Here is a 16382-nt window from a genome sequence, read left to right as displayed (position 1 = left end):
ACAATGCAACTGGTATTTAAAAATACATTGTCTGGTTTCAGTTTTGTTTATTACCCCCTCTGGTCGAAAGACCTGCCCTCCATCTGTTGATTTCACTTCTGATATTTGCGAAAATTTGTGGGAGTCGTTAGCACATATCGCTTCAACTCCCGGTGGCTGCGGTACTGTGCAAACACGATGTCACAGTGTCCGGCGTGGGAGAATTGCCAGTTCGATGGTCGACACTCGGATAACGACGGTTTCGACATCTGGCCCGAAGCTGTAGACGTTGTTGGTATTGTCCCAACTTCCAGATTCGATTTCCTCGAAGAAGTATCCCCACTGGCGTGGATAGGCTGTGTCTGAAACGTCGATTTCGAGGTCGTCGGCACTGGTTTCGTAGACTCGTTTTTGATCCTGCCATTTGGCGCTAAAGCTGACAAATTGTCGGTCTGTCGATACCGGCGAGCGCTGTGGAACGGAGGTTGGGTCGAGCGTGATATCGGGCCTGTATGCTCCCGAGCGGTCGATGCTCTCGTCGGTGGTCAGGTTGACCAACGAGACGATTGCGGTATCACCGTCGACTTTGATTCCCGGTTCGTATCGCGCCCGAGCAGTATCAGAGCGGAAGACACCGCCGCCTTCGTAGGCAATATTCACTGTCTCATCGCTGAGGTCGAACCGGTGTTCGAGTGCGTTGAGTTCGATTCGAGCCTTGTTGCTTGTCCCACCAAGCTCCGTGAGATTGGGGTCTCCGGTCGGTGTCTTGAGTGTCAACGCTGTCTCGTTGAACCAGATATTCCCGCCGCTCAGTGAGAGGTCGAACTCGCGGTAGGTGTCGTTACTCCGGTGAACGTCATCGACGGCAACGGCCGCCGCCTCCATCCCACGTTCGCCGTTGTCAACTTGCTGGTCGGCGGTAAACTCGGTGAGTTGGTCGAAGCCGCCCGTCGAAACGACGCCGACGCCGGTGATGATAATCGAGAAGGTGAGCACGAACGCCACCACATCGGACACCCCGCGGCTACTGTCAGTTCGTCTGCTCATATGTCACACTCCCCCAGTTTGATTTCTTCGCCCTCACAGAGGTTGATTTCGGCGTCTGCACCGCTGATACCGGACGGGCCAATCTCTGTCTCTGTCTCTATCGGAAACTCCACTGAGCGGCCCAACTGCGTAGACCGCACCACGAGACTGTCGTTGTTGAGCTGTATCGTGTACCGGAACGACCCGGCGATTCGCTCGGGATACTCGGGCTTGACCGAGACATTGACATTATCGCCGGTTGCGTTCAGTCGGTCGAAGGTATTGATATAGCTCGCGGCGTCACTTCCGATTTCCCGGAGTTGCTGCTCACCGACGTTTTGCTGTTGCGATTCGAGCAACGTTCCCGCACCGATGATGAGTCCAGAGACTAATACCGTCGAGATAGCGACTGTCAGTGCGTGCGTGATTGCGACTGATACTGCGCGCGTGTCTCCGTTCATTCGTCGGCCCCCGTGAACAGTGTATACTCGCTCTCGTAGGCAACACTCGGCGTCTGATAGGAGATTTCGACCGTCGGGTTAACGATGACGTTTCGCTCGCGGACTGCGAACCCAGGCTCAGCGACGTCGCTGCCGTCGCGAACACCGCTGACGTTGAACGTACCGTCGCCAGTCCCGGTGCCGCCGATCTCGATAGTATAGGTGTCGAGTTCGCCGCGTTCGTACAGCGTGAACTGACACAGGCCACCAGTAGCGCCGCGAATCTCACCACTCCCATGGGTCAATATGAGCGTTGCCCGCCCGGGAGACAGCGAACAGTCCTGGAGACTCCCGGTTTCTCCATATTCTGTATTCGCCCCATCGAGTACAACTCGCTTGTTTGTCCCGCCGGAGCCAGTGATATCGATTTCGACCGGTTGCTGTGAATCTGAGGCGTTGACCCGCAGGTATGGGATTGACTCGGCATCGTCAATCACCTGTTCCGGAACGAGGCTCGGGATTGACCCGGCGACGAAGTCACCCTCCGCACCGCCGAGGTATGTGACGTTGGTAACTACTGGTTTCTCTCTGGAAACAAACGTCCCCAACTGTGCGTTGTACGCCGTGACGTTTGGCCCAAGCGCTCCAATCTCGGCGTACGGCTGTTGTTTCTCCCCATCGCCCGTACTCGTGGCAAAGAACAGCTTCCGGACGTGGTGGTGGAGTTGTTCAGTCATCTGTTCTGTGTCCGAGAGGCTCTGGGCGTCACTCTGTGCCTTCACGTTCGGCGAGGAGTGGACGGCATTCAACAACACGACTGCCCCGAGAATAGCTGTCGCAACCAGGATGGCTGCGATCAGGACTAACTGCCCCCGCTCGCGGTGACTGTTCACCATGCGACCACCCTGACCCTGACAATCGCATAGACGTGCTCGTCACTCGACGGATTCTGGTCATCGAGGTAGATATCGTCATCGTCCTCACCGAGGGTCCCGACCTGTCGACACCGTCCGTCTTCGACCTCGTAGACCGGGTCGGTCTCCGACAGCGTGAGATACCGCGACGCGCTCACTGTGTCGACATCTGCCAGCGGCGGTCGTGGCCCGATCTGCTTGCTTTCGTACCCGCTGGCTGTGGGATACGTGATACTAATCCGGTAGGTGTACTGGCCTTTGAGTGTTTGATTCAACACCGGTCCGAACTCGGTTACGTTAGCGTCGGCTGCCGCGACCTCTGGATGAGGGTTGCCGTCAGCGTCGACACATGTCACTGCCGTCTGTAATGCACCAACGTCTTCGGCCACGGCCAGCGTATCTGTAACCTCGGCTCGGGTTTCGGAACTACCGAACTCCTGGTTGCCGGTCCACGGCGCGATATCGACTGCTTGCAGTCCCAGTACCAGCGCCGAGATGACGATAATCGCACCAATAATCCCTTCCAGAGCGTACGCTTGTCCCCGTCTGTCGTGTTCCATCGGTTGCATTGTCACCACACCCAGACTACGAGTTGGCACCCATACTCGCACGGACCGCCGGTTGTCCGCACCGTCCGTACGGTCGTGGCCGACGGTTCGTTCCCAAGTCGCTCGTCGCCGGCCTGTGCAATCGTTTTCGTCCGCGTTTGTACGGTAATATTGAGGCTGCGATACTCGTTCACCCCCGCCCGTTTTTTCAGCCCCTCCACGTAGTCGTCGTCACCGTCCAGTCCGCTCACGTTGAGCGTCCTATCACCCGCCACTGTTGCGTTATCTTCGAGCACTTCTTCGGCGACTCGGTCGGCCATCTTCTCTTTGTCTGCCGATACCGGGTCGACGAAGGGGCCGAATACCTGCGGGAACAGTGATAGCGCCGTAATAATCGCGACCAATAGCAGTACGATCCCCAAGAGGTAATCGTACGCTGTCTGTCCCCGCTGGTTCATGACTCGGGGTGACTCGCTCGTATCTTTTCAATCTTTTGACTTGCTCTGGTCACGACCGTCCGGCCGGCCGGTGTCACGAGCAGGAGCAGGGCGGTTGCCGATTCGGAACTGTTCGCGCTCGAGATCTGCTCGACGATCGTCCACGTGATCAGCGTTATCGTCGCCAGGATGACGGCGTATTTCAGCCCGGCCATCAGTTCGACACTTCTGATGTAACCCGCGATGAACGAGGAGACGACAGCCTGCAGCGTCACCGCGTGGAAGAAGACCATCGAGAGATAGCCAGTATCGATATCTGCCCCGAACTCGCCGGAGGCGCCCTCACTGCCGCCGCCAGTGCTGCCCAGGTTCGCCATCGTGTCGAGGAACTGCACGCGCAGTAGCCCCATCACCGCAAGCAACGTCAGGAAGGTCATGATGATAATGACCATCTGCATCCGCGTTCGGGCCTTCCGCTCTCGGGCGATTTCATCCTGATTCTCCGAGGCCACCGCCGCTGTCGAGAGCACGTCCTGAATCTGACTCGACGCCTCCTGTGCCTCGCTGATGAGTTTCACAGTTCTGGCGAGTCGCGGGAGGTGGTATTTGTTGTTGAACTCCCGCATAGCGTCTTTCAGACTCGTCCCGTAGTTCACCTTCGCGTGCATGGTCTCGAACTCGTCGGAGAGTTTCCCCGAGGAGGTGTCAGAGACGGTTCTGATCGACTCCAGCAGCGTCATTCCAGTGTCGTTCGCGCTCGCGAGTTTCCGCAGGTTCTCTGAGAGGTTCCCGAGAATGCCTTTCCGCGAGATGACATTCCACTCGTGGAAGACTGCGAGCGGCAACATGTTCATGTAGATCGGGAGATACATCCAGACGAACGTCCCCCAGACCGGGCTGTCCTGAATTCCGCCAACCGATGTCGGTGCGCTCCCCGACACCACCAGCCCGATCATCACGAGCGCAGTCAGCGGCGTCGTGATCAGGAGAATCATCTTCGGGTGGTCTTTGAAAAAGAGGTGTGGCGACCGGAGAATCTCCATCAGTTCGTGGGTTCCTTCACGGCGCTTGATCTGGTCGAACACCTTCTTGTCGCCGGTGTACTCTTCGACGAGTCCGGGGTTGAACACGCCAATCCCTTCTTCGACAGTGAACGCCTCGTCGGCCTCTGGGCGCAGATACCCGTCACCGAGTTCGTCCTGTGTGACCGTCGAGACGAGAATCAGAAAGGCCGCCCCAATCAGTGGAATCAGGCCATACACCGTCCCATTTAGCAGGAATCGGTCGAGTCCGCCGCCCATGAGTCCCATGATCACCAGAATAATGATCAAAAGCAGTGGGAACAGCGACAGCGTCATGTACATCTCGCCGAACAGCTCTAGCGTGTCGAGCTGTTTTTTCTGCTCCTGCTGGGCGGTCCGGAGCTGTTTGTTCTTCTGGTCTTCGAGGAAGTCGGTCATGTCACCCCCGGAGTCGACAATCGACAGCATATCGGTCAGGAACTGTGAAAGCTCATCGCTGGGCGTTTCCAGCGCTTGATTTCGTATTGCAGTCCGATAATCTGTATCGAAATACTCCGTTTCGAGAACAATCGATTGGAACTCCTTTGCCACCTCACCATACGTGTCGTCGGCCTTGGCCATCGCCCGGAGAATCTCCAGCTGGTTCATCCCCCCGACTGACAGCGCGTACATGAACGACACTGAGTCCGCGAGCAAAATGTTGATCTCACGCTCGCGCGCACCGGACCGGAAATACGGCACCGAGATCAGTGACCCGAACCCGATTGCGAACCCAATGGAACCGAATATCAGCCCGGACACGATCAAAATTGCTGGTTCACGGATGATATCCACCACCTGCGAGAGCGCGTCGGGCAACGGGACGAGTCCTTCCCAGCCGACGATCTGGAGGAAGAGATAGCCAAGCAACATGCCGAGAATCCACAGTCCAAGTCCGGCGATAAGCCCGACGGCAAGCGCACGCGAGATGAACAGTTCGACGTTGTCGGCCATCCGGGCCTGTGCGAGTTTCTTCTCGACACCGCTGACGAAGTCACTATCCTCGTTGAACAGTCGCTTGTACAGCGGATAGAATCGCCCGCCCAGCGAGCTATCCTGGCGGGCTTCCTCTGTCTGTGCTTCCTTGGTCTCGATGCTCATTCCTCCTCAGCCTCCGAGCCTGCTTTCGGGACGAACTGACCGAAGTCGAACTCCTCGCCTTCGTCGGCGTCGGCCTCGATCTCTTCGGTGTCGTTGGCACCCGACAGCGCCGCCACGAGGTCACCTGTCTCCCTATCACGGTACTGCTGAAGCAGGCGTTCGGCCTGAGAGAGGACCTCGTTCGTCTCGTCGACCAGTTCGTCGCCGGGGTCTGGCCGCGGCACGAGTTCCTCCTCGTCGGGGTCGACGTTGATTTTGACTGATTCCATCTCTCGGAGGTCCTCGAGTGACCGCGCGAGCTTATCCTGTGAGATGATTGCGAGGATAGTTTCCGGGTCGTTGATGAACGCCTGCACAGTCGCCGCCACTTCTGTGTAGGTGTTCAGCCCGTTCTGGATGAGGTACGCGAGGACTGTCTTTCGTTTGAACAGCTCCTCGTTGAGTCGTTCGTCGGACCACCCGCGGTCGAACTTGATCTCTTCGAGGGTCGAGGACGACCCCATCTGAATGTAGTTGTCCGTCTCGGCGCGCCACTCGTAGACGTCCCGGACGTTGATCTCGTCGTTCTCCGGCGAGTACTCGTTGATTTCGGTGAGCACCTTGTTTCGACGAACCTTGTGGCCGTCGACACGGGTCTGGGTCTGAATCGAGACCAGGTCCAGCGCGGTAAACAGCGTCTTCGAGACGTTAATCGGGTCCGTGGTGAACCGCTTGATAACCTCACCCACCGAGTCGGCGTGGAAGGTGGTGTAGGTGGTGTGACCGGTCGACATGACCTGGAAGGCCGTTCGACCCTCCTCACCACGAATCTCACCCATCACGATATAGTCTGGGCGCTGTCGGAGTGCGGCCTCCAGCAGGTCGAACTCGTCGACGTCGCCGGTATCGTCTTCACCGAAGGAGGGCCGGGTCACGCTTGCCACCCAGTTCCGCTGTGGCAGTTCGACCTCGCGGGTATCCTCGATAGAGACGATCTTTGCACTCGACGGAATAAACAGCGACACCGCGTTCAGGCTCGTCGTCTTCCCTGACGCCGTACCACCAGCGAAGATCAGCGATTTGTGGTTCTCGATACAGAGCCAGAGGAAGGCCATCTCGTCGAGGTTGAACGTGTTCCAGTTGATCAGGTCGACCGGGGTGAACGGCACATCTTTGAACTGACGGATGGTGTAGTTCGTCCCGTGGTCGGACACTTCCGCACCGAGGGTCAACTGGGCACGCGAGCCATCCGGGAGGGTGGCGTCGACCTGTGGCTGGCGTTTCGAGATACCTTTGCCCGACCGCTGTGCGAGTTTGACGACGAAGTCGTCCAGTTCGTCTTTGCCGTGTTTGACGTTCGTAATAATCTGCTCGTAGTCGGTGTGATAGGCGAAGACACGGCTGTTGTACCCGTCACAGGAAATATCCTCCACGTTGATGTCGTGTTTGATCGGGTCGATTCTGGAGTAGCCGATGAAGTTGCGTTTCAGAATGTAGAGTAGCTTTTCGACCTGATACTCGGAAAGTGTCTCGGGGTCGTCGGCGACAATCTCTGGTTCCGGCCGAACAGTAATCCCTTCGAGCTGTCGCTCGGCGGCCTGGATTGCTGTCTCACCGCTTCCGTTCGTTGCGGCGTCGCTCGGCTGTTCGTCTTCCCCACCAAAGACGCCCTTGAGCGAGGCCATCAGCCCGCCGTCGCCGTTGTTTGCTGCCGTGGACTGCCGTTCCTGTCTGGACCGCCCCGAGTACAGGTCGTACCGCCGGAGCAATCGTTCAGCCTCCCGCTGGATAACCTCCGCGCGGTCGGACTCACTCCCCTGTACGATCACTTCGTCTTCGGAGTATTTGATCGCAGTCTTGAGTTTCTGTGACAGGAAGTCGAGCAGTTCGTCTTCGATAGAATTGAAATGTGGCTCGATGACGTAGTACTTGATCTCGTTTTCTTTCTGCGATTTGAAGATGATAATGAACGCGTAGGGCTTGTTTACCCAGTAGCGGTCCTGCTCGATGAAGTGGGTCTTTTTCTCCATCGGCACTGCTTTCTCCATATCGTACCGGTTCGCAACGGTGACGCCGCCCTCGCGTGTCGAAAAGAACGCGTCCTCGTCAACCTCTTCGTTGACATTGATCGTGCGCTCGTCGACGAGGTCAGCCAGTGCTGACGCCTTGTCGCCGGCCGCACTCAGTCGATTCTCGGTCTGTTCGGGCTCGAAGCCGAGATACTCCTCGGGCTCGAAGGGGACCTTCTCGCCGTCCTTCCGCGGCGGCAGTCCCTCGTCGTCGTAGTAGTACTCCTGTTTGAAGTGTTCCCACGTGTACTGTCCCCTGACGACACCATGGCTTCCGGGGTCGCGGTAGTGCTCGACAATCTCGTTGAGTGTCTTTGCGCCGCTTGCCCCGGCCTGTACGTGCCGTGCTGTGTCCCGCGGGTCGAAGCCGAGATACTTGCTTCGGTCGAATCGTCCTTCGTCGTGTTCTTCTCGGCGAAAATCGCTCCACGAGTACTCCCCGACAGTAACTCCCTCGTCGAAGCGAACACCCACCCCGGAACCGCTATCGTCATCTGACCCTCCCGTTTCGTCTATTGCCATTACAGAACTCCTACTGTAAACAGACGAAAAAACTTTGCGGGAATTGCGTTCTTGTTTACGAGAATTTATATACAACAAATACTGTCTGGATAGGACCAACCTATCGGCGGTGTGAGCGGGGAAACGGCGGTTCCGTCTCGCTGTTTCTCCAAACCGTTGACTGAGCGATACCCGCCAGTATCACTCGATGAATTGCTCGATACGGTCCAGCGCCTCCTTCAGGTCCTCCATCCCCGTCGCGTAGGAGACGCGGAGGTGCCCCTCGCCGCCCTCGCCGAACACCGCACCCGGCACGACGGCAACTTTGGTCTCTTCGAGCAGCGCCTCCGCGAACTCGTGGCCGTCGTCCCACGGACAGGCCGGGAAGGCATAGAAGGCTCCTTTCGCACGGAAACAGTCCAGGCCCATCTCCTCGAACCGCGAGAGAACCAGTTTCCGGCGGCGGTTGTACTGCGTGCGCATCTCCTCGACAGCGTCGTCAGAGGACTCCAGTGCTTCGATTGCGGCGTACTGTGCGGTTGTTGGCGCCGACAGCATCGTGTACTGGTGGATGCGGTTCATCGCCGTAATTGCCTCTGTCGGGCCGAGCGCGTAGCCCAACCGCAGGCCGGTCATCGCGTACTCTTTCGAGAACCCGTTGAAGACGATGGTCCGCTCGCGCATTCCTGGAAGCGTGGCAATCGAGGTGTGCTCGTCCTCGTAGCTAAGCCCGGCATAAATCTCGTCTGAGAGCACAGTCAAATCGTGCTCGCGCGCGAACGTGGCAACCTCCTGGAGTTCGTCGCGCGTCATCGTTGCCCCGGTCGGGTTGTTGGGGTAGCAGTAGACCAGCGCCTCGGCGTCGGCCGCACCGCTTTCCTCGAGTACCTCGTAGGTGAGTTTGAAATCGTCCTCGCGGCGGGTCCGAACCGGACAGACTTCGCCGCCGGCGAAGGTCACGCCCGGCGAATAGGAGACATAACAGGGCTGTGCAACCGCAACCTTGTCACCCGGCTCGATTACGGTCCGGAAGGCAAGGTCGAGTGCCTCACTTGCGCCCGCAGTGACGAGAATCTGCTCGTCGGGGTCGTAGGAGAGGTCGTAGCTGTCGTCCATCGTCTCTCCGATCAGTTCCCGGAGTTCGCGTTTGCCCCGGTTCGCAGTGTAGGAGGTCTTGCCCTGTTCGAGGGAGGTGATTGCGGCGTCACGGGCGGCCCACGGTGCCGAGAAGTCAGGCTCACCGACCCCCAGCGAGATGATGTCGTCCATCTCCTCTGCGAGCTCGAAAAACCGACGGATGCCCGACGGAGGCACCTGTTCGACGCGGTCTGCGATTTTCATGGTGACACGGAGAGTCGGTCGTCGTCGCTGCCGTCACCGAACTCGATGCCCTGCTCTTTGTAGGTGGTCATCACGTAGTGCGTAACCGTCTGCGTGATTTCGGGAACGGGCGCGACCTTGTTGCTGATGAAATTCGACACCTCGCTCATCGAGTCGCCCTCGACTTCCATCTTGAAGTCGAAGTCGCCGCTGACGAGATGCAGCGCTTCGACGTTGGGGAACTTGGCGATTCGTTCGGCAACGTCGTCGTAACTGGTCTCGCGGTCGAGCGTGACGTTCAGTTCGACGACGGCCCGAATCGTCTCGTTTTCGAGTTTGTCGCGGTCGACAACCGCGCGGTAGCCCACGATGACACCATCGTCTTCGAGGTCTTCGATTGCGGCCTCGACCTCCGACGGGTCGCTGTCGGTCTGGCGGGCGATATCCTCGACGCTGTATCGTGCGTTCTCGCGGAGTAACTCCACGACTTCGTCGGAGAGGTCCATATCTGAAAGCACCGGAGTACGCACAAAAACGTTGCTATGGTGTGCCAGCAGTCACCACGTGCCCGGTGGATTAAGTGGTTCGCGGCCCCAGATTCAGGCATGGTTGCACTCGATTCCAAAGACGTGCTCGAACCTGGTGACGAAGCGCCGGACTTCGAACTCACGGGGACGGACGGCGAGACATACTCGCCTGCAGATTTCAGCGAGTACGACGCGCTGTTGCTTGTATTCACCTGCAATCACTGCCCCTACGCCAAGGCGAAATTCGCGGAGATGAACCAACTTGCCGAGGAATACGACGACGTTGCTGTCGTGGGTATCAACCCGAACGACGAGACCGAGTACCCAGAAGATGACTTCGAGACGATGGTCGAGCGCGTCGAGGATGGAACAATTCAGTGGGACGCCTACCTCCGCGACGACGAGCAGACTGTCGCCGCCGAGTACGGCGCAATGTGCACACCTGACCCGTTCCTGTTCGCCAACGAGGAGGGTTCCTTCCGACTGACCTACCACGGTCGCCTCGACGACGCGCCAAATCCCGACGACGACGCAGAACACCGAGAGATGACCGGCCATATCGAGAACCTGCTCGCTGGCGAGGCGGTCACTGACGAATTCCAGCCGTCTCGTGGCTGTTCCATCAAGTGGCGCGCGGGCAACGAACCCGAGTACTGGGACGCCTGAGATGTTCGACGGCGACGGCGCACTGATTGGGATGGTCCATCTCCCGCCGCTACCCGGTGCGCCCGAGTACGAGGGCTCTCGTGAAGCCATCCGTACGGCCGCCCGCAAAGACGCTCGCACGCTCGCAGACAGTGGCTTCGACGCCGTCCTCGTCGAGAACTTCGGCGACGCGCCGTTCTACCCTGACTCGGTCCCGCGACACACCGTCGCGGAGATGACCGCTGTTGTCGAGGACGTTACGAGGGCGGTCGATTTGCCTGTCGGTGTCAACGTCTTGCGCAACGACGCCGCGGCGGCCGTCTCGACTGCTGGGGCCACTGGTGCAGATTTTGTCCGGGTCAATGTCCATACGGGCGTTCGTGCGACCGACCAGGGCTGGCTCGAAGGACAGGCCCACGAGACGATGCGCCTGCGCGACCGCCTCGAGACCGATGTCTCTGTTTTCGTCGATATCGACGTGAAACACTCCGCAAGCCCCGTCGACCGCGACCTGGGCGCACTTGTCCGGGAGACCATCGACCGCGGACTCGCCGATGGGCTGATCGTTTCTGGCCCGGAGACTGGCTCAGCAACCGATTCTGGGCTGCTCAGCCGTGTCCTCGCTGCTCGTGATGACTGCGCACCCGACGTTCCGGTGCTGGTCGGCAGTGGTGTCCGTCCGGACAACGCCGCGGCGCTACTGGGACCTGCTGACGGCGCAATTGTCGGCACGGCACTCAAAAAGAACGGAGAGACGACGAATCGGGTCGACGCCGAGCGGGCGGCGCAGCTAGTCGAAGCGGTTCAGAGCTGATCGAGCCAGTCTTCGGCGGCTGACTCGCTGGTCTCTGCAATCTCTGCGAGTTCTTTGGGACCGTACTCGGCCAGCTCAGCGCGTGATTCGATTCCAGCCTCGAGTAGTCGCTCAGCGTAGGTCGGACCGATACCGTCGATGTCTTCGAGACTGTTTTCCTCTGCTGTCTCGCTTTCGTCCTCACCGACGGATTCGACTTCGATGCTCGCGGCAGCCTCGTCTTGCATCTCGTCGACGCTGGCTTCGGCCTCGTCTTTCGAGACGTCGTGGAACCAGTCACAGACCTGCGGCCAGACTTCGGCGTGGGTCGACCCAGACACAGACATCCCGATGTGGCCGGTCGGATATTCGATGGTCGTAATCTCGTCGTCGGGTGTACCGACAACGTCGTTGAACGGTTTGGAGGCCTGTGGTGGGATGAGGTGGTCGTACTCGCCCATGATTTGGAGGATGGGTACCTGAATCTCGTTCACGTCGACGTGCTCGCCGTTGAGCTCCATCTCGTTTTTGTAGAGGCTGTTGTTCTGGTAGATGTCCTGCAGGAATTCGACGTAGGCGTCGCCTGCGAGGTCAATCCCCTCGTCGAGCCAGCGTTCCATCCGGGCGAAGTTCTCGACGAACTCGTCGCTTTCGAGGTTCTCGAACAGCGTGACGTACTTCCGGACGTAGTTGTCGACCGGGTCGGTCATCTTGAAGCCGTCGTCGAGCATCGTCGAGGGGACGTTGCCGTAGGTGTCGACGACCGCTTCGGGGTTGTAGTATTCCTCGCTGCCCCAGCGTTCGAGCACGCCGCCGGTGTCGTCGAAGTAGAGTCCGGCAGCCATCAGCGCGAGCGCGTTGACTTTCTCGGGATACAGGGAGGTGTAGATGGCGCTGAAGGTGCCGCCCATACAGTAACCGAGGATGTTGATTTTGTCCTGGCCGGAGCGCTCGCTGACCTCGTCGACACAGTTGTCGACGTAGCGGTTGATGTAATCGTGCAGCCCGAGGTGCTGGTCGAGCCGCGATGGCTCGTTCCAGTCGATCATGTAGACGTCGTGACCGTCTTCGAGCAGGCGGCGGATGACGCTGCGGTCTGGCTGGAGGTCCAGAATGAACGGCTTGTTAATCAGCGCATAGACGACGAGAATTGGGACCTTATTCTGCTCGTCTTCGGGAACGTCGATGCCCGCTTCTTCTGGCTGGTAGTGTAGCAGTTCGAGCTTGTTCTCCGTGTAGACGACTTCCGAGGGAGTCATCCCGACGTCGATATTCTGAATTGTCTCGGCCTGCTCGGGAAGCTTCTTTGCGTTTTTTGTTGCGTCGGCGATGGCGTCGAGCGTGTTCGTGTGCGCATCGAGTGCCGCGCTGAATGGATTGTACGACATGGTTACTCCTCGAGTGCGTCGAGAATCTGGTCGAGCTTCTGTTCGACGGTGTGCTGGCGGCGTTCGAGTTCGATCAGGCGCTCGCCTACTTCTTGGACGTCCTCGTTGGTCGCAATGCCCATCGTGGCGAGTTGGTCCTCGGTCATCTCGGTCATCTCTTCTTGCATCTCCATGACCTGCTCCACCAGCTGGCCGTTTGCGTGGGCGAAGGCTGTTGTCGAGAGCACTTCCGAGAAGGCTTCGTTAGCCGAGCGCAGCCAGATGTCACGGAACTCCTGCGGTGCGACGTCGTCTCCCTGTGCGGCATCGGTGGTCCGCTCGAACATTTCCTCGGCAGCACTCATCCAGACTTCGTAGGCACCGGCCATCCCCTCCATTCCGTCACCCATGACTTCGTCATCCGGCACCGAATCCTCGAACGACCCCATCCACGACTCCATCATCGCGCTCTGTGCTTCGAGGTTCTTCTCGAACGACTCTGCGACCGCTTCGTTCATCTGTCCGAATAGGTCTCCCCATTCCTGTTGCTGATTGCTCATACCAACCAGTACGCACGGAGAATATATAAAGGCCCGGCTATCTCCGGCCAGAACCGTCTCGCGTGTTCGGCTACCGCCCTCTGTCGTCTTTTGGCAGTTGCTGGTGGTTAGATTCATACCAGTGCTGCGGTGTGGGACTTGCCGCTACACTGCTGAAAAAGAACCCTCGATTCAGTTCTGCATGTCGCTGACCTGCTGCTGGACGTTCTCGAGCTGGCCCTGAAGCTCTTCGAGCTGTTCTGTGACGCCTTCGGCAGCCTCGACGGACTGCGATTCGAGGTCTTCGTGGGCGTCGATGACCATTTCGAGTTGGTCGTCGAGGGCGTCTAGGTAGTCGGCGACGAATTCGTCGTAGGTCTGGCTACCGTCTTCGATACCGGAGGCGATGCTCTCGAAGGCTTCTTCGTGGTTATCGAGGAGCATGTCGAACTGCTCGTCGACAGTCGAGCGGACCTCTGCGGTGGCGTCTTCCGCGCCCGGAATGTTCGTCTCGACAGTTTCGAGTGTGTTGAGCAGCGCCTCGCGCTGGAGTTCGACGACTCGTCGCTGGGCGTCTTCCTGCCCGTCGAGTCCGTCAACCATCGCCTGGTTGAAATCTTTCTGGAATTCGATGCCCTGTTCGAGGGCTTCCTGACTCTGTTTGATTGTCTGTCGCTGCAACTCGAATGTCGCCGTGATTGGTGACGTGTAATCTACCATTGGTATTATTCGTCGTCGCGGTTTCGTTTGACAGGAACGACAACAGCCTGCACGATGTCGCCTTCCTCGATGTCCAGCGTCTCGCGCTCGGCGTCGGGAATACTGATCCGGCCGCCACTCTGGACACGTGTTTTGAACGTGGCCGTCTGACTCATCGCACCAAGCTGGTTCATATCCATCCCCCCGGACATACCGGCTCCGAGCATCTGTTTCATCAGCTCCTGCTGTTTCTCGACGGCCTGCTCGCCCGTCTCTGTGAACAACTTCATCATATTTGGCGGCCACGACGGGCCATCGCTGTCGTCTGCCATCTGTAATAAAGAGGTAGCTCTTGCCTGTACATAAAGGTTGTGCGTTCTGCCACGTTGGACCATCATACGGCATTTAATGTCGCTCAGGCCGCCACAGCTCCCCCTCTTTCCGAAACTTCGGCCCGCCACGCAGGAGTAGTGGCGTTTGCAAAAACGATAATCTATCCTCAGTATTTATTACCCGTTACCACATAGCGGTAAGAGATGAGTACTGACTGGTACGGTAATCCATTTCTTGACAAATGGGCCGAGACATCCACCCAGATGGTGGAAAATGCTATCGCTGCCAACCGGGCCGCCGTCGAGGCCTGGAGTGTCCCCGCAGACGACACTGGCACAGAGACCCCGCCGCTCGACCGCATCGAACCGGCCGGTGACCTGCCCGAGTGGCACGCCGAAATGAGTGCTGAAGACCCGACAGAGGTCTCCGTCGGCGACTCGTTCACGTTCACGAAAACGATCAGCGACGGCGACGTGAAGAGTTTCGCCGCTGCCAGCGGTGACACGAATCCGCTCCATCTCGACGAGGAATACGGGTCGAAGACCCGGTTCAAGGGCCGCATTGCTCACGGTACGTTGGTTGGGGGTCTGATCAGTGCCGCGCTCGCGCGAGTGCCCGGACTGGTCATCTACCTCTCGCAGGATCTCGAGTTCCTCGGTCCCGTTCGCATCGACGACCGCGTCTCCGCGAAATGTGAAATCGTCGAGGATCTGGGCGACGACCAGTATCGGCTCCGGACGCGGGTCCTCAACGGCGAGGATGTCGCTATCGACGGTGAGGCCGTCATCCTCATCGACGACGAACCCGACGAGTAAGCATCTGCTGCGGCCGTAGTTAGCACACGACCAGTCAGCGTCACCGTTCGCAGTTCGATTTCTGTCTGTGAAGTAGACTGTCTGGGAGAGGGACTCCTTTAGGGACGGCTCTCGTGAGTATGACGTATGGATAGTCGGATCACAGAACACGCACAGACACTGGTCGACTGGAGTGCCCGTATCGAAGACGGCGACGACGTAGTTGTCTCCGTCGGCGAGGGGGCACACGAACTCGGCGTCGCTGTTGCTGAACAACTCGGCGAGCGTGGGGCCAACATGGTCGTCACCTACGACTCCGAGGAGATGGACCGGGCCTACCAGCGGGCCAGCGACGGGAGTTTCGAGACTGACCCCGAGTTCGAGCACGTGCTGTATGCTGAAGCTGACAGCGTCCTCTCGCTGCGCGGGACGCGTAACACGACCGCGGGGGCAGACATCCCCGAGGAAACCCAGACTGCATTCGCGCAGGCCCGCGAAGGAATCCGCGAGGCCCGCCTCGACACCGACTGGGTCTCGACAGTCCACCCGACACGCGCGCTCGCCCAGCAAGCGGGGATGAGTTACGAAGCCTATCAAGACTTCGTCTACGACGCGATCCTCCGCGACTGGGAGGCACTTGCCGAGGAGATGGCCCAACTCAAAGACCTGCTCGACGCGGGGAGCGAGGTCCGCATCCGCAAAGGCGACGGGACGGATCTGACGATGTCCATCGCGGACCGAACCGCGGTCAACAGCGCCGCAAGTGTCGCCTACGACTCGCACAACCTCCCCAGCGGCGAGGTCTTTACCGCCCCTGCCGAAACCGAGGGCGAGGTGTGTTTCGACGTGCCGATGACCATTCGCGGGACTCGCGTCGAGAACGCTCGGCTCACCTTCGAGGACGGCGCCGTGGTCGATATCGAGGCCGACGCTGGGGAAGATGTGCTCAGAACTATCGTCGAGACTGACGCGGGTTCGGACAGACTGGGCGAACTCGGCATTGGGATGAACCGGGGCATCGACCGGGTGACGGACCAGATCCTCTTCGACGAGAAGCTGGGCGGGACAATTCACCTCGCGCTCGGCCGCGCCTACAGGGCCTGTCTACCAGATGGCGAGGACGGCAACCAGAGCGCAGTCCACGTCGACCTCATCACGAATATGCAAACCGAAGGGACAGTGCTCGAAATCGACGGCGAGGGTATCCAGCGCGACGGCCACTTCCGCTGGGAGGCTGGCTTCGCTGACTGATTGGTCAGTCAACTAGTAGTTCTGTTCGCTGAATCGCCGGAAATCGGGCGTGTGAGTCT

The 16382-nt window shown here is 58.9% G+C and carries 17 protein-coding genes; 4 read left to right on the top strand and 13 right to left on the bottom strand.

All coding sequences use genetic code 11. The features are described 5' to 3' along the window. Positions 1–180: 180 nt before the first annotated feature. From ACMGFM_RS08650 to ACMGFM_RS08610, 9 genes are all read right to left on the bottom strand, one after another. Positions 181–1026: a DUF7289 family protein gene (locus ACMGFM_RS08650; RefSeq protein WP_436902084.1), complete on the bottom strand. Its 846-nt coding sequence runs from the start codon at positions 1024–1026 to the stop codon at positions 181–183. After that, a complete protein-coding gene (locus ACMGFM_RS08645) occupies positions 1023–1466 on the bottom strand; it encodes a DUF7266 family protein (RefSeq protein WP_436902083.1) in 444 nt (147 codons plus the stop codon). Before ACMGFM_RS08645 ends, ACMGFM_RS08650 begins: the two co-directional genes overlap by 4 nt. Continuing rightward, a complete protein-coding gene (locus ACMGFM_RS08640; RefSeq protein ID WP_436902082.1) occupies positions 1463–2341 on the bottom strand; it encodes a DUF7261 family protein in 879 nt (292 codons plus the stop codon). Before ACMGFM_RS08640 ends, ACMGFM_RS08645 begins: the two co-directional genes overlap by 4 nt. After that, positions 2335–2928: a DUF7288 family protein gene (locus tag ACMGFM_RS08635; RefSeq protein ID WP_436902081.1), complete on the bottom strand. Its 594-nt coding sequence runs from the start codon at positions 2926–2928 to the stop codon at positions 2335–2337. Before ACMGFM_RS08635 ends, ACMGFM_RS08640 begins: the two co-directional genes overlap by 7 nt. Positions 2929–2930: 2 nt before the next feature. Then, entirely contained in the window at positions 2931–3365 is a 435-nt protein-coding gene (locus ACMGFM_RS08630; RefSeq protein WP_436902080.1) for a DUF7287 family protein, read from the bottom strand. Continuing rightward, positions 3362–5506 (bottom strand): type II secretion system F family protein, encoded by a 2145-nt coding sequence (locus tag ACMGFM_RS08625; RefSeq protein WP_436902079.1) that lies wholly within the window; start codon positions 5504–5506, stop codon positions 3362–3364. The genes ACMGFM_RS08630 and ACMGFM_RS08625 overlap by 4 nt, the downstream gene beginning before the upstream one ends. Then, positions 5503–8076 carry a type II/IV secretion system ATPase subunit gene (locus ACMGFM_RS08620; protein ID WP_436902078.1) on the bottom strand — a complete coding sequence of 858 codons (2574 nt, stop codon included), beginning with the start codon at positions 8074–8076 and terminating at the stop codon, positions 5503–5505. Before ACMGFM_RS08620 ends, ACMGFM_RS08625 begins: the two co-directional genes overlap by 4 nt. A 180-nt stretch (positions 8077–8256) precedes the next feature. Beyond that, entirely contained in the window at positions 8257–9396 is a 1140-nt protein-coding gene (locus ACMGFM_RS08615; protein WP_436902077.1) for a pyridoxal phosphate-dependent aminotransferase, read from the bottom strand. Then, positions 9393–9881 carry an Lrp/AsnC family transcriptional regulator gene (locus tag ACMGFM_RS08610; RefSeq protein WP_436902076.1) on the bottom strand — a complete coding sequence of 163 codons (489 nt, stop codon included), beginning with the start codon at positions 9879–9881 and terminating at the stop codon, positions 9393–9395. Before ACMGFM_RS08610 ends, ACMGFM_RS08615 begins: the two co-directional genes overlap by 4 nt. Positions 9882–9980: 99 nt before the next feature. Between ACMGFM_RS08610 and ACMGFM_RS08605 the strand changes: the two genes are divergently transcribed. Both ACMGFM_RS08605 and ACMGFM_RS08600 read left to right on the top strand, forming a co-directional pair. After that, on the top strand, positions 9981–10568 hold the full coding sequence (locus ACMGFM_RS08605; RefSeq protein ID WP_436902075.1) for a thioredoxin family protein: 588 nt from the start codon (positions 9981–9983) through the stop codon (positions 10566–10568). A 1-nt stretch (position 10569) separates the two neighbouring features. After that, positions 10570–11361: a BtpA/SgcQ family protein gene (locus tag ACMGFM_RS08600; RefSeq protein ID WP_436902073.1), complete on the top strand. Its 792-nt coding sequence runs from the start codon at positions 10570–10572 to the stop codon at positions 11359–11361. Here ACMGFM_RS08600 and phaC read toward each other — a convergent pair. The 4 genes from phaC to ACMGFM_RS08580 form a co-directional block, all read right to left on the bottom strand. Beyond that, on the bottom strand, positions 11352–12728 hold the full coding sequence (phaC, locus tag ACMGFM_RS08595) for a class III poly(R)-hydroxyalkanoic acid synthase subunit PhaC (protein WP_436902071.1): 1377 nt from the start codon (positions 12726–12728) through the stop codon (positions 11352–11354). The two genes, ACMGFM_RS08600 and phaC, sit on opposite strands and share 10 nt — an antisense overlap. A gap of 2 nt (positions 12729–12730) precedes the next feature. Beyond that, the gene (locus ACMGFM_RS08590; RefSeq protein WP_436902069.1) at positions 12731–13267 is read right to left on the bottom strand and encodes a poly(R)-hydroxyalkanoic acid synthase subunit PhaE; all 537 of its coding nucleotides are present in this window, start codon (positions 13265–13267) and stop codon (positions 12731–12733) included. A gap of 171 nt (positions 13268–13438) precedes the next feature. Beyond that, positions 13439–13966: a hypothetical protein gene (locus ACMGFM_RS08585; protein ID WP_436902067.1), complete on the bottom strand. Its 528-nt coding sequence runs from the start codon at positions 13964–13966 to the stop codon at positions 13439–13441. Positions 13967–13971: 5 nt separating this feature from the next. Next, complete coding sequence (locus ACMGFM_RS08580) at positions 13972–14277, bottom strand: AbrB/MazE/SpoVT family DNA-binding domain-containing protein (protein WP_436902065.1); 306 nt, start codon at positions 14275–14277, stop codon at positions 13972–13974. Positions 14278–14481: 204 nt separating this feature from the next. On the opposite strand from ACMGFM_RS08580, the gene ACMGFM_RS08575 reads away from it, so the two are divergent. Both ACMGFM_RS08575 and ACMGFM_RS08570 read left to right on the top strand, forming a co-directional pair. Further along, positions 14482–15093, top strand: coding sequence for a MaoC family dehydratase (locus tag ACMGFM_RS08575; RefSeq protein ID WP_436902063.1), 612 nt, complete (start codon positions 14482–14484; stop codon positions 15091–15093). Between the two features lie 126 nt (positions 15094–15219). Beyond that, complete coding sequence (locus ACMGFM_RS08570) at positions 15220–16323, top strand: aminopeptidase (RefSeq protein WP_436902061.1); 1104 nt, start codon at positions 15220–15222, stop codon at positions 16321–16323. Positions 16324–16382: the final 59 nt, after the last annotated feature.

Source organism: Halovenus halobia, from assembly GCF_051414135.1.
GTDB classification, from domain to species: Archaea; Halobacteriota; Halobacteria; order Halobacteriales; family Haloarculaceae; genus Halovenus; species Halovenus halobia.
Note: the sequence above shows the minus strand (reverse complement) of the source record. Positions and strands in the feature narration are given on the sequence as shown.

Bases quoted from the DNA above. Each gene is read 5' to 3' on its own strand.
- ACMGFM_RS08650 (WP_436902084.1), bottom strand. From the start codon at position 1,026: ATGAGCAGACGAACTGACAGTAGCCGCGGGGTGTCCGATGTGGTGGCG.
- ACMGFM_RS08645 (WP_436902083.1), bottom strand. From the start codon at position 1,466: ATGAACGGAGACACGCGCGCAGTATCAGTCGCAATCACGCACGCACTG.
- ACMGFM_RS08640 (WP_436902082.1), bottom strand. From the start codon at position 2,341: ATGGTGAACAGTCACCGCGAGCGGGGGCAGTTAGTCCTGATCGCAGCC.
- ACMGFM_RS08635 (WP_436902081.1), bottom strand. From the start codon at position 2,928: ATGCAACCGATGGAACACGACAGACGGGGACAAGCGTACGCTCTGGAA.
- ACMGFM_RS08630 (WP_436902080.1), bottom strand. From the start codon at position 3,365: ATGAACCAGCGGGGACAGACAGCGTACGATTACCTCTTGGGGATCGTA.
- ACMGFM_RS08625 (WP_436902079.1), bottom strand. From the start codon at position 5,506: ATGAGCATCGAGACCAAGGAAGCACAGACAGAGGAAGCCCGCCAGGAT.
- ACMGFM_RS08620 (WP_436902078.1), bottom strand. From the start codon at position 8,076: ATGGCAATAGACGAAACGGGAGGGTCAGATGACGATAGCGGTTCCGGG.
- ACMGFM_RS08615 (WP_436902077.1), bottom strand. From the start codon at position 9,396: ATGAAAATCGCAGACCGCGTCGAACAGGTGCCTCCGTCGGGCATCCGT.
- ACMGFM_RS08610 (WP_436902076.1), bottom strand. From the start codon at position 9,881: ATGGACCTCTCCGACGAAGTCGTGGAGTTACTCCGCGAGAACGCACGA.
- ACMGFM_RS08605 (WP_436902075.1), top strand. From the start codon at position 9,981: ATGGTTGCACTCGATTCCAAAGACGTGCTCGAACCTGGTGACGAAGCG.
- ACMGFM_RS08600 (WP_436902073.1), top strand. From the start codon at position 10,570: ATGTTCGACGGCGACGGCGCACTGATTGGGATGGTCCATCTCCCGCCG.
- phaC (WP_436902071.1), bottom strand. From the start codon at position 12,728: ATGTCGTACAATCCATTCAGCGCGGCACTCGATGCGCACACGAACACG.
- ACMGFM_RS08590 (WP_436902069.1), bottom strand. From the start codon at position 13,267: ATGAGCAATCAGCAACAGGAATGGGGAGACCTATTCGGACAGATGAAC.
- ACMGFM_RS08585 (WP_436902067.1), bottom strand. From the start codon at position 13,966: ATGGTAGATTACACGTCACCAATCACGGCGACATTCGAGTTGCAGCGA.
- ACMGFM_RS08580 (WP_436902065.1), bottom strand. From the start codon at position 14,277: ATGGCAGACGACAGCGATGGCCCGTCGTGGCCGCCAAATATGATGAAG.
- ACMGFM_RS08575 (WP_436902063.1), top strand. From the start codon at position 14,482: ATGAGTACTGACTGGTACGGTAATCCATTTCTTGACAAATGGGCCGAG.
- ACMGFM_RS08570 (WP_436902061.1), top strand. From the start codon at position 15,220: ATGGATAGTCGGATCACAGAACACGCACAGACACTGGTCGACTGGAGT.